Origin of the sequence: Streptomyces sp. AK010, from assembly GCF_014207295.1 — a bacterium.
Taxonomy (GTDB): Bacteria; Actinomycetota; Actinomycetes; order Streptomycetales; family Streptomycetaceae; genus Streptomyces; species Streptomyces massasporeus.
The window spans coordinates 215,723-231,791 of sequence record NZ_JACHCX010000012.1 but is presented as its reverse complement, the minus strand read 5'-3'; the positions used below and the strand labels follow the sequence as shown (position 1 = coordinate 231,791).

General features: G+C 71.0%; 11 protein-coding genes and 3 pseudogenes. 5 read left to right on the top strand and 9 right to left on the bottom strand.

The genetic code is table 11. The annotated features are described in order from the left end of the window. Positions 1–113: 113 nt before the first annotated feature. The gene (locus HDC93_RS23580) at positions 114–1,502 is read right to left on the bottom strand and encodes an FAD-binding oxidoreductase (RefSeq protein ID WP_185012830.1); all 1,389 of its coding nucleotides are present in this window, start codon (positions 1,500–1,502) and stop codon (positions 114–116) included. Between the two features lie 323 nt (positions 1,503–1,825). Between HDC93_RS23580 and hemB the strand changes: the two genes are divergently transcribed. Further along, the gene (gene hemB, locus HDC93_RS23575; RefSeq protein ID WP_185012829.1) at positions 1,826–2,824 is read left to right on the top strand and encodes a porphobilinogen synthase; all 999 of its coding nucleotides are present in this window, start codon (positions 1,826–1,828) and stop codon (positions 2,822–2,824) included. A 10-nt stretch (positions 2,825–2,834) separates the two neighbouring features. On the opposite strand, the pseudogene HDC93_RS23570 reads toward hemB, so the two are convergent. Both HDC93_RS23570 and HDC93_RS23565 read right to left on the bottom strand, forming a co-directional pair. Next, positions 2,835–3,145: pseudogene (locus HDC93_RS23570) on the bottom strand (DUF4232 domain-containing protein); the annotation flags it as partial. Continuing rightward, positions 3,136–3,309: pseudogene (locus HDC93_RS23565) on the bottom strand (ADP-ribosylation/crystallin J1); the annotation flags it as partial. The pseudogenes HDC93_RS23565 and HDC93_RS23570, both read right to left, overlap by 10 nt. A gap of 76 nt (positions 3,310–3,385) precedes the next feature. On the opposite strand from HDC93_RS23565, the gene HDC93_RS23560 reads away from it, so the two are divergent. Then, positions 3,386–4,288 carry an SAM-dependent methyltransferase gene (locus HDC93_RS23560; RefSeq protein WP_185012828.1) on the top strand — a complete coding sequence of 301 codons (903 nt, stop codon included), beginning with the start codon at positions 3,386–3,388 and terminating at the stop codon, positions 4,286–4,288. A 119-nt stretch (positions 4,289–4,407) separates the two neighbouring features. Further along, positions 4,408–5,640 carry a PLP-dependent aminotransferase family protein gene (locus tag HDC93_RS23555; protein ID WP_185012827.1) on the top strand — a complete coding sequence of 411 codons (1,233 nt, stop codon included), beginning with the start codon at positions 4,408–4,410 and terminating at the stop codon, positions 5,638–5,640. Here HDC93_RS23555 and HDC93_RS23550 read toward each other — a convergent pair. Beyond that, positions 5,606–6,391 carry a DUF4253 domain-containing protein gene (locus tag HDC93_RS23550; RefSeq protein ID WP_185012826.1) on the bottom strand — a complete coding sequence of 262 codons (786 nt, stop codon included), beginning with the start codon at positions 6,389–6,391 and terminating at the stop codon, positions 5,606–5,608. The two genes, HDC93_RS23555 and HDC93_RS23550, sit on opposite strands and share 35 nt — an antisense overlap. A gap of 261 nt (positions 6,392–6,652) precedes the next feature. On the opposite strand from HDC93_RS23550, the pseudogene HDC93_RS23545 reads away from it, so the two are divergent. Further along, positions 6,653–7,153: pseudogene (locus tag HDC93_RS23545) on the top strand (DinB family protein). A gap of 141 nt (positions 7,154–7,294) precedes the next feature. Here the strand turns inward: HDC93_RS23545 and argS are convergent. Beyond that, on the bottom strand, positions 7,295–9,052 hold the full coding sequence (gene argS / locus HDC93_RS23540; RefSeq protein WP_185012825.1) for an arginine--tRNA ligase: 1,758 nt from the start codon (positions 9,050–9,052) through the stop codon (positions 7,295–7,297). A gap of 149 nt (positions 9,053–9,201) precedes the next feature. On the opposite strand from argS, the gene lysS reads away from it, so the two are divergent. Then, positions 9,202–10,950: a lysine--tRNA ligase gene (gene lysS / locus HDC93_RS23535; protein ID WP_185012824.1), complete on the top strand. Its 1,749-nt coding sequence runs from the start codon at positions 9,202–9,204 to the stop codon at positions 10,948–10,950. A 47-nt stretch (positions 10,951–10,997) separates the two neighbouring features. Here the strand turns inward: lysS and HDC93_RS23530 are convergent, their stop codons facing one another. The 4 genes from HDC93_RS23530 to HDC93_RS23515 are packed head-to-tail and all read right to left on the bottom strand — an operon-like array spanning position 10,998 to position 15,821. Then, positions 10,998–12,095, bottom strand: a complete 1,098-nt coding sequence (locus HDC93_RS23530) for a class I SAM-dependent methyltransferase (protein ID WP_311774609.1) — start codon at positions 12,093–12,095, stop codon at positions 10,998–11,000. Beyond that, the gene (locus tag HDC93_RS23525; RefSeq protein ID WP_260419715.1) at positions 12,092–13,357 is read right to left on the bottom strand and encodes a hypothetical protein; all 1,266 of its coding nucleotides are present in this window, start codon (positions 13,355–13,357) and stop codon (positions 12,092–12,094) included. Before HDC93_RS23525 ends, HDC93_RS23530 begins: the two co-directional genes overlap by 4 nt. Positions 13,358–13,410: 53 nt before the next feature. Continuing rightward, the gene (locus tag HDC93_RS23520) at positions 13,411–14,562 is read right to left on the bottom strand and encodes an MFS transporter (RefSeq protein ID WP_185012822.1); all 1,152 of its coding nucleotides are present in this window, start codon (positions 14,560–14,562) and stop codon (positions 13,411–13,413) included. Then, positions 14,559–15,821, bottom strand: coding sequence for an acetyl-CoA carboxylase biotin carboxylase subunit family protein (locus HDC93_RS23515; RefSeq protein WP_185012821.1), 1,263 nt, complete (start codon positions 15,819–15,821; stop codon positions 14,559–14,561). The genes HDC93_RS23520 and HDC93_RS23515 overlap by 4 nt, the downstream gene beginning before the upstream one ends. Positions 15,822–16,069: the final 248 nt, after the last annotated feature.

Sequence of the window (16,069 nt, the reverse complement as noted above, 5' to 3'; positions counted from 1 at the left end):
GGGCTTTCACCCTGCGTCCATGAAGCCGGACAGCACCTGTGACACCCGCAGCTCCCGTGTCTGCCGCTGCCGTCGCCCTGAGCCGTCGAAGGCCTGCCTGTAACCGCCCGCCGCTACGCCGGTGTCACCGCGTGGCCGTAGCGCAGCAGGTTTCTGGGGTCGTAGACGGACTTGTCGTGGCGTAGGCGGGCGTAGACCTCCGGGGTCCAGGCGCGGGCGCGGTCCTGTTCGTCGCCCGGGGTGCCGTGGATGTTGACCATGGTGCGGCCCGTCCCGTACGGGGCCATGGCCGTGTAGAGGCGGCGGGTCGCCTGCTCGACGGCCTCGGCCACGGGCGGTGCGGGCATGATGCCGACCGACTCCATGAAGTAGCGGGCGTCGCGGGAGCAGACGGCGTCCTCGACGGCGGACGGGCGGGACAGCGCGCCGCCCATGTGCCGCAGCGAGGCGACGAGGAGGGGGTGCTCGGCGCCGGCCGCCGGGCCGACCTGCTCCAGGAACGTGTCCATGGCGTCGGGGGGCAGGTCGCGCAGGAGCATGCAGCACTCGCGTGCCGGGAGCGGGTCCTGGGGTTCCATGTGGATGCGGTCCATGTCCGCGCAGTCCATCTCCTCGATCGTGTCGACCGCCACGGGGGCGGCTTCGCGCAGCGGCGCGATCAGGGCCTGGCCCTCGGCCGGGTCGCCCGGCCACGCGATCGCGACCCGGGCCCAGAAGCCGCCGCGCAGGGGCTCCGGGATCTGCGGGATCGGCGGCAGCCGCAGGACCGAGAACATGCTGCACATTTCGTCCGGTACCCTGCGGGTCCAGTCCGTCCAGGTCCGCAGGAGCGTCTCCGTGTGCTCGGCGTGGCAGTGGATGCCGCCGCCGTAGAGGCGGGGTAGCGGGAGGAGTTCGGTGATCAGTGAGGTCACCACGCCCACGTTGCCCTTGCCGCCGCGCAGCGCCCAGAACAGTTCCGGTTCGTGGCGGGGGTCCGACTCGCGCGGGTGCCCGTCCGGGGTGACGACCTGGAAGGAGCGGACCAGGTCGGCGGCGTAGCCGTAGGCCCGGCCGAGGACCGGGAGTCCGCCGCCGAGGGTGTAGCCGACGACGCCCGCGTCCGTGGAGGTGCCGCACAGGCCCGCCAGGCCGTGCGGGGCGGCCGCGGCCATGACGTGGCTCCACTTCGCGCCCGCGGCGATGGTGGCGGTGCGGGTGGTGGGGTCGACGTGGACGTCCGTCATGCGGGACGTGTTGATCAGCAGGCCGTGCTCGATCGGGAAGTTGGCGCCGTGGCCGGTGGCCTGGACGGCGACGGGGGTGCGGGTGGCGTGGGCCCAGCGCATGGCGGTGACGACGTCGTCGGGGCCGGTGGCGCCTATGGCGACGTCCGGGGTGTGGAGGGAGGCCAGGTTGAAGCCGGTCACCTCGTCGGCGTAGGCGCGTTCGCCGGGGCGTAGGACGGGGCCGTGGATCTCTGAGAGGGCGAAGAGATCGGGGATGTGGTGGGGGGCGGTCATCGCGTCCTCCGTGGGAGCGGGTACGGAGGGACGGCGGCGGTGGGTGTGGGCCTGCCGTCGGGGTCCTTGTCCTTGCTGTTTCAGGATGGACCTGGGGGTGTGGGGGCGCATGCGGGGGCTGTGGGCTTCGGGGGTGCTCGGGGTTGTCGTTGGGGCCGGGTGGATCCGCAGCCCGGCGGAGCGGGGTGCCGCTGCGCCCACCTGTGCCGCCCCTGGCGGCACGCATGCCCGCAGCGGGGGCGGGGGCATGCGTGCCCGCAGCGGGGGTGGAGGCCGACAAGGCGTCGGTATCGGGGGGTTTGGGGCGGGCGTAGCGTAGGGGCATGACGACGTACGGATCATTTCCCGGTACTCGGCCGCGGCGGTTGCGGACCAACCCCGTGATGCGTCGGATGGTCGCCGAGACCCGGTTGCACCCTGCCGATCTCATCCTCCCGGCCTTCGTGCGGGAGGGTGTCAGCGAGCCCGTGCCGATCACCGCCATGCCGGGGGTCGTGCAGCACACCCGGGACAGTCTGAAGAAGGCCGCCGCGGAGGCGGTCGCCGCGGGGATCTCCGGGATCATGCTGTTCGGCGTGCCGGAGGAGTCGAAGAAGGACGCCCTCGGGACGCCCGGGACCGACCCGGACGGGATCCTCCAGGTCGCCCTCCGGGACGTGCGGGCCGAGGTCGGGGACGACCTGCTCGTCATGTCCGACCTGTGCCTCGACGAGACCACGGACCACGGGCACTGCGGCGTCCTCGACGACCAGGGGCGGGTCGACAACGACGCCACCCTGGAGCGGTACGCCGAGATGGCCCAGGTGCAGGCCGACGCCGGCGCCCATGTCGTCGGGCCCAGCGGGATGATGGACGGGCAGGTAGGGGTCATCCGTGACGCGCTCGACCAGATCGGGCGGGAGGACGTCGCCATCCTCGCCTACACCGTCAAGTACGCCTCCGCCTTCTACGGGCCCTTCCGGGAGGCCGTCGGCTCGTCGCTCCAGGGGGACCGCAAGACCTATCAGCAGGACCCCGCGAACATCCGGGAGTCGCTGCGCGAGCTCGCCCTCGACCTGGAGGAGGGCGCCGACATGGTGATGGTCAAGCCGGCCGGGCCCTACCTGGACATCCTCGCCCGCGTCTCGGACGCCGTGGACGTGCCCGTCGCCGCCTACCAGATCTCCGGCGAGTACTCGATGATCGAGGCCGCCGCCGAGAAGGGCTGGATCGACCGGGACCGGGCGATCATGGAGGCCCTGACCGGCATCCGGCGGGCCGGTGCGCGGAGCATCCTCACCTACTGGGCCACCGAAGTGGCCCAGAAGCTCAAGGACCAGTAGGTCTCCGGCTTCAGTAGGACAGCGCGTCGTCCATGTCGCGCAGCCAGTACGTGACCGTGAGCGTGCTGTCGTAGTACACGCCCTTGGCCGGCAGGGCCGGGACGCGGAGGGGCCGCCGTCGCTGTTCGGCGTGCGGCCCTGGAAGCCGACCGTGAGCTTGTGGCTGGTCGTGCCCCATTCGCCGCTGCCGTCGGCCGCCGACAGCGAGACGCCCGCGTAGCCGGACTCGCCGGGGGCCGGCGTCGTCACCGCCTGCGGCTTGGAGTCCCTGATCGGCCGCGGGACCCACTGCATCTCGTCGAAGCGCAGGACCGGGTGGTAGGGATCGCGTAGTCCTCGTTGAGGACCGGGTAGAAGATCGGCTGCTCGGGGAGCCGGGGTGGCCAGGCGCGCCAGTCGAGGTCGCGGACCAGGTCCAGCTCCTTGGGGCCGGTCGGGTGCCAGAGGGTCGTCGTCGGTCGGTGGTCGTTCGGCACGGGCACCATCAAATCAGGTGAACCGTTAGGTTGTTGACCGTCGTAGTGGTTGCTGATTGAACAACCTACTTTCAGGGAGACGTCCATGTCCGGTGACGCCCTCAGCCAGGATCCCGCCGAGTTGCAGAGGAGGATCGACAGCAGCAAGGCGCACCCGGCCCGGGTCTACGACGTGTTCCTCGGCGGCAAGGACCACTACCCCGCCGACCGGGACGCGGCCGCCGCCGCGCTGGCCGCCAACCCGCGCGGATACCTCGACGTCCGGCACAACCGCGACTTCCTCCGGCGTGCGGTGACCACGCTCGTGGAGCAGGACGGCATCCGGCAGTTCCTCGACATCGGTACCGGGCTGCCCACCGCCGAGAACGTGCACCAGATCGCGCAGCGGATCACGCCCGAGTCGCGGGTCGTGTACGTCGACAACGACCCCGTGGTCCTCGCGCACGCACGGGCCCTGCTGACCAGCGGACCCGAGGGGCGTACGGACTACATCGACGCCGATCTGCGGGACCCGGCCCGCATCCTCGAACAGGCCGCCAAGACCCTGGACTTCGACCGGCCGGTCGCGCTCTGCCTGGTCGCGGTCCTGCACTTCGTCGCCGACGAGGAGGCCTACCCGCTGGTGAGCGGGCTGCTCGACGAACTGCCCGCCGGCAGCCGGCTGGTGCTGAGCCACCTCACCGACGACCTCAACCCCGAGAACATCCGCGCGGTCCAGCGGACCTACACCGAGCGGGGGTTCACCTTCGTGCTGCGGTCCCGGGCCGATGTCGAGCGGTTCTTCACGGACAGCGGGCTGGAGATCGCCGACCCGGGGATCGTCCCGGCGCACCGCTGGAGGCCCGACCACGCCGCCCCCGTCCCCGAGCAGCCGGAGGAGTCCTACCTCGCCGGTCTTGAGGAGATCGAGAAGGTGCGCTACCGCGACATCAACGACGTGACGGACGCGGACATCAACGTGTACGCGGCGATGGGCGCCAAGGGGTGAGTCGCGGTTCCGCCGTGTGACCTGCGGGGCGTCCGGATCCCGGAACCCTGCTTGTAGACGGCACGTACTTCCTTAGGCTGCGGGGCACCAGGCGTCACCGCAGCCGAAGGAGCCCTGTCATGACCGTCGCCGAGCCCCTGCCCACCCACTCTCCCGTGCCGCCCCTGGCCGCGCGGGCGCGGGCCGTCGGCGGCTCTCCCGTACGGGACATCCTCGCCGTCACCGCCCGCCCCGAGGTGATCAACTTCGCGGGCGGGCTCCCGGCACCGGAGCTGTTCGACGCCGAGGGCATCGCCGCCGCCTACGAGGCGGTGCTCGCCGAAGCGCCCGGGCGGGCGCTGCAGTACTCCACGACCGAGGGCGAACCCGCGCTGCGGGACGCGCTCGCCGCCCGGACCACCGCGCGCGGCCTGCCGACCGGCCCCGACGACCTGCTGGTCACCACCGGCTCCCAGCAGGCCCTCTCGCTGCTGGCCACCGCGCTGCTCGAACCCGGGGACACCGTCCTCGTCGAGAGCCCCTGCTATCTGGCCGCACTCCAGGCCTTCGGCTTCGCCGGGGCGCGGATCGTGGCCGTGCCCGGCGACGAGCACGGCATCGACCCCGGGGCGCTGGAGGAACTCGTCGTGCGCGAGCGGCCCAAGCTGCTCTACACCGTGCCCACCTTCCAGAACCCCACCGGCCGGACGCTGCCCGCCGAGCGGCGCGCCGCCGTGGCGTCGGCCGCCGCCCGGTGCGGACTGTGGATCGTCGAGGACGACCCGTACGGGGAGCTGCGCTACGACGGTGAACGCGTGCCGTGGATCGCCGCCCACCCGGGCGCCGAGGACCGGACGGTGCTGCTGGGCAGCTTCTCCAAGGTCATGGCGCCCGGACTGCGGCTGGGCTGGCTGCGGGCGCCCGGCGAGCTGCGGCGCGCCTGTGCCGTCGTCAAGCAGGCCGCCGACCTGCACACCCCGACCGTCAACCAGCTCGCCGCGGCCCGCTACCTCGCCGACAACGACCTGGACGCCCATGTCGCCCGCGTCGCCGGCGTGTACCGCGACCGCCGCGACGCGATGCTCGCCGGCCTCGCCGGGGCACTCCCCGAGGGGTCGGTCTGGCACCGGCCCGAGGGCGGCATGTTCCTCTGGGCGCGCCTGCCGGAGCCGTACGACACCACGGCCCTGCTGCCGCAGGTGGTCCGGCAGAACGTGGCCTACGTCCCCGGCGCCCCCTTCTACGCGGGCACGCCCGACCGGACCACCCTGCGGCTGTGCTTCGTGACGCAGACGCCCGAGGAGATCGGGGAAGGGCTGCGCAGGCTGGGGGAGGGGCTCAGTCCCACCGGAAGTGCCAGGTCCGCCGGTTGAGGACCTGGTGCTCGGCGTAGGCGCGGAGGGTCGGGTGGGCGCCCTGCCGGATGTTGTCCGGGCAGAAGGCGAGGTGCTCGGCGGCGACGGCCTCCGCGGCGGCCGGGGTGGTGGGCGGGGCCGCCACGGACACCAGCAGGTGATCGAAGCCGAGGGCGGCGACCCGTATGCCGAAGCGGTCCTCCCAGGAGCGGAGCACCGCGCTGAGGCGGGCCGTGTCGCCCTCGTGGTTCACCGGGCCCGTCCAGCCGATCGCCGTCGGGAGGTCCGCGCTGCGGCGGGCCGGGACCAGGGCGAGGCGGGGCTCCTTGAACGGGCCGCCGTCGCCGAGCAGGGTGTCCGCGACGTCGGCGGCCAGGACCTCCGGGTCCCGTCCCTGGTCGAGGGGCCCGGCCGGTGCGGGCCATGCCTCGTCCTGTGCGGCGTGCTCCTCCCAGTACTCGGCGAGCACCTCCTGCGCGTCGTGGTCCCCCGGGTAGGACATCTCGCCGGGCATCAACTCCCAGCGGTCCGGCCCGCCGTGGCCGTCGCCCGTCTCCAGCACGACGGGCAGCAGTCCAGCCCGGCGGGCCGGCTCCAGTGCCGCCCAGCCGCCCGGAAGGGCCCGGCTGTCCGCGCACCACAGCAACGGCTCGTGCCAGGGGCCCTCGTCGGTGGTGTCGAGGAGCGTCCCGGCGGGGAGCCGGAGGCCGAGCGAGCCGCCGCTCGGGTCGGCCGCCAGCGCGGGCAGGGGATTGGGAAGAGTCGCCATGGTGGGGACTGTAGAGCCCGCCACTGACAGCCCGGCCGGCCCCGCGACCGTCATGGCGGACAGAATCCGACTTAGGGGTCCTTTCACTATGCCCGTCCGGGTCGCGCGGCCTGGCACCGCACCTCGCCGCGTTGCCGAAAAGCCCTGGTAGCTCCGCTACGAGGGCTTCCCGGCGCCTTGCGACGCACGGCACCAGACCACGCGCCCTGATCGGACGCTCATAGTGAAAGGACCCCTTATTGGCGCCCTGCCGTTCGGGACATGACCACTTCCTCGGAGAAGGCGGACCTGCCGGCGGCGTTCGCGGAACAGCGCGCCCTGCTGCTGCTCACGGTGCAGGGACTCACCGACGCGCAGGCCGCGCAGCGTACGACGGTGAGCGAGCTGACCCTCGGCGGCGTCCTGAAGCACCTGGCCCAGGGCCAGGAGACCTGGACGCAGCTGATGACCAAGGCCGACGGGGAACTGCCCGACGGCATGCCGGACATGGCGCAGTAGCGGATGGCCGGGAGCGACACCCTCCCCGCGCTGCTGGAGCGCTACGAGTCGGCCGCGCGGGCCGCCGACGAGGCCGTGGCCGGGATGCCGGACCTGGACGTGCGCGTGCCGCTGCCGCGCACACCCTGGTCCCCGCCGGGCCCCGGGCACTGGTCCGTACGCCGGATCCTGCTGCACCTGATCAAGGAGACCGCCCAGCACGCCGGGCACGCGGACATCATCAGGGAGACCCTGGACGGCGCGAACACCACGGCCCGGCGCTGAGCCGACCGGATGCGGGGCATCGAAGCCGGGCGGGCAGCACCCACGGCACTCACCCACCGCCGCGGAAATGGCTGCGGAACGCCAGAGGGCGGCACTCCACCGGGGAGTGCCGCCCTCGGGGCCGTCGGCCGGAGCCCGGGCTCAGAGGCGCTCGGGTGTCCGGATGCCCAGCAGGTTCATGCCCTGGCGGAGCGTGCGTGCCGTGATGTCGCAGAGGAACAGCCGGTTCTCGACCTGCTCGGGCGTCTCGGCCTTGAGGACCGGGCACTTGTCGTAGAACGTCGTGTACAGCGACGCCAGCTGGTACAGGTACGCCGCCAGCTTGTGCGGGGCGTACTCGGCGGCGGCTTCGAAGACCGTGTCGCCGAACGTGTCCAGGTGCAGACCGAGTGCCCGCTCCGCCGGTGCGAGGTCGAGCTCCGGGTGCGCGACCGGCTCCGTCCCGCCGGCCTTGCGCAGGATCGACTGGATCCGGGCGTAGGCGTACTGGAGGTAGACGGACGTGTCGCCGTTCAGCGACACCATCTGGTCCAGGTCGAACTTGTAGTCCCGGTTCGGCGACGTCGACAGGTCCGCGTACTTCACGGCACCGATCCCGACCTGCGCGGCCCGTTCCTGGATCTCGTCCTCGGTGAGGTCCTGCGCCTTCTCCCGGACGACCTCGGCGGCCCGCTGCACCGCCTCGTCCAGCAGGTCCTCCAGCCGTACGGTCTCGCCCTCACGCGTCTTGAACGGCTTGCCGTCCGCGCCGAGCACTGTGCCGTAGCCCATGTTGTGCGCGGTGACGTGCTCGCCCAGCCAGCCGGCCCTGCGGGCCGTCTCGAAGACCATCTTGAAGTGCAGCGACTGGCGCACGTCCACGACGTACAGCAACGTCGTCGCCCGCAGGTCGAAGACGCGGTTGCGGATCGCCGTCAGGTCGGAGGCCGCGTAGCCGAAGCCGCCGTCCGCCTTCTGCACGATCAGCGGGACCGGCTGGTCGTCCTTGCCGCGGATCTCGTCGAAGAACACCACGAGCGCGCCCTCGGAGCGCACCGCGACACCCATCTCCTCCAGGAGGCGGGCGGTCTCGGGCATGCCCTCGTTGTAGGCGGACTCGCCGACGATCTCCTCGTCACGGATCTCCATGTCCAGCTTCTCGAAGACGGAGTAGAAGTAGACCTTCGACTCGTCCACGAACTGCTGCCACAGCTCGAGCGTCTCCTTGTCACCGGACTGCAGGGCGACGACCCGCTTACGGGCCCGCTCCTTGAACTCCTCGTCCGCGTCGAAGAGCGCACGCGACGCCTTGTACACCCGGTTCAGGTTGCTCATCGCCTGCTCGCCGTCGACGTCGGCCGCGGGGGCCAGCTCGCCGGGGTGCTCGAACAGGTACTGGATGAGCATGCCGAACTGGGTGCCCCAGTCGCCGATGTGGTGCCGGCCGATCGTCTGCTCACCGGTGAAGTCGAGCATGCCGCGCAGGGCGTCGCCGATGACCGCCGACCGCAGGTGGCCGACGTGCATCTCCTTCGCCACGTTCGGCTGGGCGTAGTCGACGACCGTGATGCCCGCGTTCTCCTTCAGCGGCACCCCGAGACGCTCGCCGTCCGCGTGCCGCGCGGCGAGGTTCCCGGTGATCGCGCGGTCGGTGAGCGTGATGTTCAGGAAGCCGGGGCCGGAGACCTCGACGTCCTTGATCACGTCACCCGACTCGACCTGGGCGACGACCTGCGTCGCCAGGTCCCGCGGGTTGGCCTTCTCCTTCTTGGCGAGGGCCAGGATCCCGTTGGCCTGGAAGTCGGCCCGGTCGCTTCGTCGCAGCAGCGGGTCCGCGGAGCCGGCCTGCGGCAGGGCCGCCGAGAGGGCCGCCGCGAGGCGCTGGTGGACGGAGTCGCTGAGGGACGTGACCGAGGCCATGGGCGAGGGTGCCGTTCTCCTAGGGGAAATCGATGGACACGGCCAGTATCCCATGGGGGTAAAGCCGTTTTTCCGGGCGCGAGGGGGTCTGGGACAATGGTGCGGTCAGCCGTGCGACCGTACCGGCTGCCCGATGCAGAAAGAAGGACGTGCCGATCGTGGCTCAGAGCACCGAGACCACCGACTGGGTCTCCCGTTTCGCGGATGAGGTCATCGAGGAGTCGGAGCGCCGGGCCCCGGGCAAACCCGTCGTCGTCGCGTCCGGCCTGTCACCCTCGGGCCCCATCCACCTCGGCAACCTGCGCGAGGTCATGACCCCGCACCTCGTCGCCGACGAGATCCGCCGCCGGGGCCACCAGGTGCGGCACCTGATCTCCTGGGACGACTACGACCGGTACCGCAAGGTGCCCAAGGGCATCGCCGGGGTCGACGAGGAGAGCTACAAGGAGCACATCGGCAAGCCGCTGACGTCCGTCCCGGCGCCGAAGGGCTCCTCGCACCCGAACTGGGCCGAGCACTTCAAGGCCGCGATGGTCGAGTCGCTGGCCGAGCTGGGCGTGGAGTTCGACGGGATCAGCCAGACCGAGCAGTACACGAACGGCGTGTACCGCGAGCAGATCCTGCACGCCATCAAGCACCGCGGCGAGATCGACGCGATCCTCGACCAGTACCGCACGAAGAAGGCGCCGGCGAAGAAGCAGCAGGGGCAGAAGCCGGTCGACGAGGCCGAGTTGGAGGCCGCCGAGGGCTCCGGCGCGGCCGGTGAGGACGACGGCAGTTCCACCGCCGCCGGGTACTTCCCGTACAAGCCGTACTGCGGCAACTGCGAGAAGGACCTCACCTCCGTCACCTCCTACGACGACGACTCCACCGAGCTGACCTACGCCTGCACCGCGTGCGGCTTCTCGGAGACGGTCCGGCTGGAGGAGTTCAACCGCGGCAAGCTGGTCTGGAAGGTCGACTGGCCCATGCGCTGGGCGTACGAGGGGGTCGTGTTCGAGCCGTCCGGCGTCGACCACTCCTCCCCGGGGTCGTCGTTCCAGGTCGGCGGGCAGATCGTCGGGATCTTCGGCGGCAAGCAGCCGATCGGGCCGATGTACGCGTTCGTCGGCATCTCCGGCATGGCGAAGATGTCGTCCTCGAAGGGCGGTGTGCCCACCCCGGCCGACGCCCTGCAGATCATGGAGCCGCAGCTGCTGCGCTGGCTGTACGCGCGCCGCAGGCCCAACCAGTCCTTCAAGGTCGCCTTCGACCAGGAGATCCAGCGGCTCTACGACGAGTGGGACCGGCTGGACGCCAAGGTCGCCGACGGCAGCGCCCTGCCGGCCGACGTGGCCGCGCACGCCCGTGCCGTGGGCACGGCCGCCGGTGAGCTGCCCCGCACGCCCCGGCCGCTGCCGTACCGGACCCTGGCGTCCGTCGCGGACATCACCGCCGGGCACGAGGACCAGGCGCTGCGCATCCTCAGCGAGCTGGACCCCGACCAGCCGCTGATCTCCCTCGACGAGGCGCGCCCGCGCTACGACAAGGCCGAGGCCTGGATCAACACGCACGTCCCCGCCGACCAGCGGACGATCGTGCGGGACGAGCCGGACGCCGAGCTGCTGAAGTCGCTCGACGAGGCATCCCAGCAGTCGCTGCGGCTGCTGCTCGACGGGCTGGCCGACCACTGGTCGCTCGACGGGCTGACGCACCTGGTCTACGGCGTGCCGAAGGTGCAGGCCGGGTTCTCCGCCGACGCCACGCCGAAGGAGCTGCCGCCGGAGATCAAGACCGCCCAGCGGTCGTTCTTCGCGCTGCTGTACCACCTGCTGGTGGGCCGGGACACCGGGCCGCGGCTGCCCACGCTGCTGCTGGCGGTGGGGCAGGACCGGGTGCGCGCGCTGCTCGGCCGGTAGTCGCCCGACAGGGAAGGGGCCCTCCAGCCGGAGGGCCCCTTCTCGGGTCAGGCTCCGGGCTTCTGGAACAGCAGCATCGTCGACGAGCCGAACGCCTCGGTGTCCGTGTGGGTGCTGCTCACCAGCCGGAAGCCGTGCCGGCTGATCTCCTCGGTGAGGGCGTCACCGGACCGCTCCGCGTAGGGGAGCACCTCAAGGCCGATGTTCTTCTCGCCGTCCTCGACACGGATCCTGCGGGAGATGACCCGCCCCGGGACGAGGTCTTCGGAGACGTCGTCGTAGTCGGGGATGGAGAAGAAGCCCTTCCCCCACTCGCTCGCGCAGTGGTCCACGACGAAGTGGCCGCCCGGGCGGAGGATCTCGTGGACGCGGGAGATGTGGCGGGCCCGCTGCTCCTCGTCGACCAGCATGTGCAGGCAGCCCATGTTCATCGCGAGGTCGAAGCCGCCCTCCTCGAAGCCGCGCAGGTAGATGATGTCGCGCTCCATGAACCCGGAGGCGTCCAGGTTCGCGGCGGCGGCGCGCTCCCGGGCGCGGGACAGCGCCGAGTGGGACACGTCGACCGAGACGACGTCGTGCCCCCGCGACAGCAGGTAGAGGGAGTCGCGGCCCTCGCCGCAGCCCAGGTCGATGATCCGCCCGGCGAAGACGTCCGGGCGCTCCGTCATCATCTGGCGCAGGGAGGCGTTCGGCTCCGCCGACTCCCACAGTTCGGCGCCGTGCTCGTACACGGTCCGGTAGCGGTCCTCGTAGCCGTAGTAGTAGTCGTCGAGGGCGCCGACGATGCTGCGGACGTCGTCGCTGGTGGGGGAGAACTCCACCGGGGCGGCCGTGACATCGGCGTCCGCGCCCAGCACCAGCAGCGCGGTGTCGTCGAGCAGCCCGATGGCCAGCAGGTACTGCGACTTCGAGCACTCGACCGCCTCGCCGACCCCGAAGGGCGCGCAACACTCCTTCAGGGCGTCCAGGGTCAGGGCCGCCGCCTTCTCGCAGACGAAGACCGCCGCCCGGCCGTGGGTCACCTTGGCGGCGAAGCCGGACGGGCTGTCGAGCTGCCACACGGTGGTCCGGTCGGCGAGTTTGATCGTGCTGGGCGGCACGTCGCCGGGCGCGGTCTCGTCGAGTATCGCTTGGTAAAGGCTCACTTCAGTACCCCCTGTGTGTGGCGTTCGGATGTGCGCAGCGCCGCCAGCCGGGCCGCGTACTCGTCGAGCACGGGGCTGCGGTGGCGGAAGATCCGGCCCGACTCGCGCAGGTGCTCGGCGAGTTCGTAGTTCCGGGAGCGGAGGGCCGCCTCGATCCCGGTGAGTTCGACGACGTCGCGCTGGGCGTTGCTGCCGCCCATCGCGAACGCCCGGTGGTAGGACCTGGCCAGCCGGTCGGCGGCGTCGGCGTAGTCGCCGGTGGTGAAGGAGCGGAAGCCGAGGAAGACGTCGACCATCTCCTCGGGCACCTCCTTGCCGCGGGCCAGGACGGCTTCCAGGAGGGCGTCGGCGCGGCCGTACTCGCCGACCTGGCAGTAGGTGAGGTACGCGTGGAAGTCGTTGAAGAGGTACCAGCTCTCCTCCAGGTACTGCTCCCAGTCCTGGTAGAGCGAGCGCCAGTAGGCGGAGAGGTCGAGCTGCGGCCTGATCAGGGCGAGGCGCCAGAGCAGGGTGACGGCGTCCAGGTCCTCGGCCGAGCGCAGGGACGTCTTCCTGCGGATGCCGATGCGGTAACAGGCCAGCACTTCCTGGATGTTGTCCGCGTAGAGCTCGAACAGGGCGTAGTGCCACCAGACGTGGATGCGCATGGGGGTCGAGGCGTCCCGGCCGCGCATGTAGTCGCGGATGTAGCGGGCGCCCTCCTCGTGCCGGCCGGTCTCGTAGAGGCAGTGCACCATCGCGTGCATCGCGTAGATGTCGTCGGCGTTCAGCGCGAGGGCGAGCCGGCAGCGTTCGATCGCCGCCTCGATCAGGCCGTTCTCCTCCAGCGCGAAGGCGTGCAGGCCGTGCAGGTAGCCGATGACCGGGTCGTCGGGGGCGAAGGCCGCCAGGGAATCGGCCGTCGTGGCGAGCATGTGCGGGGCGTCGCCGAGGAAGAAGTCCAGCATGTGCACGGCGTAGATCGACACGGCGTCGCCGGGATATGTGTCGACGAGGGTCTGGAAGCCGTTGCGGGCGGCGACCAGGTCCCCGGTGGTCCAGAAGCCGAGGGCGGTGCGCATCGCGTCGGTCCGGGCGTCGGCGGGGCCGGTCTCCGGCAGGGCGGCGAGGATCGCGCCGGCCTCCTCGACCGCCGGGCGCTCCATGGAGCACAGCAGGTCCACGGCCAGGATCAGGTGAAGGGCCGCACCGGAGCGGCGACATCGGTCGTGGTCCAGTTTCATGGAGACGAGTTGGACGATCGCCCGCTCGACGCTTTCCATGTCCGGCGGGCTTTCCACGTGATGCGGAACGCCTCGGGAATCGGTGAGCACGGTCATTCGGACACCTCCGCCGGTACGAGTCGGTTGTGCTGGGCCTTGCGAATGGCGTGGAACGAGAGAACGAGCAGCAGGGTCAGCGCGAACGGCGCCAGCCAGATCTGCGCGGAGAAGAATCTGCCGCCCGCGAGGACCACCGACAGCAACAGGAGGGAGCAGGCGTTCGCGTTCGCCACGATCGCGCCGACCTGGCGTGGCGAGAAGTTCTCCGCGGCTTCCGCGCGCAGGAGTACGCGCAGGGAACCGAAGGCGCATCCGAGAGCGAAGACGGCGACCATCTGCGCCGCCCCGAATACCGGGACGACGGCCCAGATCACGATCGCCGCGGCCACCGCGCCGGCGGCTCCCGTCAGTACCCAGCGCATGTCCAGGCTTTTCGTCAGGCGGTGCAGGAAGGTTCCGGCGACGGCCATTCCGATGCCGAGCAGCATGTCCAGGACGCCGACGGCGAGCATGCTCCTGCCGTGGGCGAGGGCCTGCAGCGGCAGCATGAGGTTGAACGTCCCGAGGATGGGCCAGACCAGCAGGAAGGCCAGGAGGTAGAGCCCGTTGACGCCGCCCGCGCGCCGCGGCCCGGCCGTCTCGGGCGCCTCCTGTGCGGCGGTGGCGAGGCGGTGCGACCCGAGGCTCAGGACCGCGACGACGGCGAACAGTCCGGCGCACACGACCAGCACCCACTCGGTCCGGATCAGGCGCGTGAACAGCGGGGCGAACAGCGGACCGACCATCAGGGCGACCTGGTTGACGGTCATGGTGAGCGAACTGTGCTTGCGCAGGGCCTCACCGTGCACTCCGGACGCCTCGTCGTTGAACCAGACCTCCCAGGTCGACTCCAGGTAGAAGAAGAAGATCCACAGGACGAAGTTCAGGGCGACGACCGCGTGCACCTGGGACCAGCAGGCCGCGATCGCGAGCAGCGTCAGGGAGATCCCGGTGAGGCCCGCCGCGGTCATCCTGGCCCCGCCGGTGATCGGCGTGAAGCGGATCAGCGGCGGGACGAAGACGGCCGGGACGAAGGAGAGCGTGGTGGAGACGGCCAGCGCGTCGTAGCCGCCGCCCTGCGCGGACGCGATGTGCCAGTTCAGGAGCAGCAGCACCACTCCGTTGAAGAATCGGTAGAGAGCGGAGTAGAGCGTGTACCGCGTCACGCCCCGGCCGCCTCGCCCGTCACGAAGATCTGGTCGGACAGGTCCTTCGCCACCGTCACCGGCAGCGGCGTCCTCGCATCGAACAGCTCGTCCCATTCGAGCTCGATGAGGCCTTCCCGGGTGCTCCAGTTCTTGGCCGCGTGGGAGACATCGCCGGGCTTGGCGGCGATGTTGACGCTGCGCACCTCGGGCGGCAGCGGCTTCCCGTCGAGCACGTCCAGGATCCGGCCCGGGGCGGCCTTGAGGAACGCGATCGCCGAGGTCCTGACGGGTGTGGCGGCGGCGACGGTGTCCAGGAGGTCGATGCCCAGGTAGGAACCGACGTGCAGCCGGTAGGGGTTGAGCTCGTAGGCCCGCTCGACCTGGTCCATGATCCCGTCGCCGCCCGGGCGGGCCGCCACCTCGATCACCCAGGGCGTCCCGTCCGCGCCGAACTTGATCTCCACATGGGCGAGGCCCCGGTCGACGCCCAGCGCGACACAGGCCCGTACGGCCAGGTCGGTCAGCGCCGCGTCGCCCGTGCGGTGACTCGGCACCAGGTGGGCGAGCTCGGCGAACCAGGGGCGCGGGGACAGGTACTTCTCCGTCACGGCGAGGACCCGCGCGCGCCCGGCACCGCAGAGCACCTCCACGGACACCTCGTCGTCGGAGTCGACGAACTGCTCGACCAGGTACTTGTCGCCGAGGATGTTGAACGCCGCGCCGTACTGGGCGATCACGCCCTTGGACTCCGCGAGACCGGCCAGCGCCTCCTCGCGGGTGGTGGCCAGGACGACGCCGCCGCTGCCGCCGAAGTCGTACGGCTTGACGACGACGGGCAGGCCGAGGTCCTCGACCGCGTCGAGCAGTTCCTCCTCGGACTGCACCAGCCGGGACCGGGGGGTGCGCACTCCGGCGGCCAGGAGGGCCCGCTTCATCGCGTGCTTGTTGCGGGCGTTGGTGACCGCGGTGGCGTCCAGGCCGCCCAGGCCCAGGGTGCGGTTCACGACGTTCGCCGAGTCCACCGTCCAGTCGTTGAGCGGCACGACGACCCGGGGGTGCCAGCCCCGGGCGGAATGCCGGCGGATGGCCCGCAGCAGGGAGTCCGCGTCCTTGGGGTCGGCGGAGAGCATGGTGTCGAAGGTGCGGTTCAGTCTGCGGACGGCGTCCTCCGACGCCGCCCAGACCGGAAGGTTGACGGCCTCTTTCGCGCCCGAGAAGGCTCTTTCCCGGAGATACTGGTCGGCTCCGAGAAGAAGTACATATTCTTTTGGCTGCATGGCTGCGCCCCCAACTTCCAGAATTCCCCCGCCATGCGACGTCGCTACGTGACATCGTCGCCCGGGAGTTGGGTGGTGAAGTGAATCAATTCATCGCCGAGAGGGGTCGCCGCAGTTGGCTTGCGGCGAACTCGTGTCGTCTCTATCGGCGCGTCAGTGAACTGCCTGCATAGATCCCCCGCTTCCGCCGCAGGATCGTAGCCACGCGGCGCGGGGGCGCGCAAGGGATTGTTTTCGGAAATGGCCTG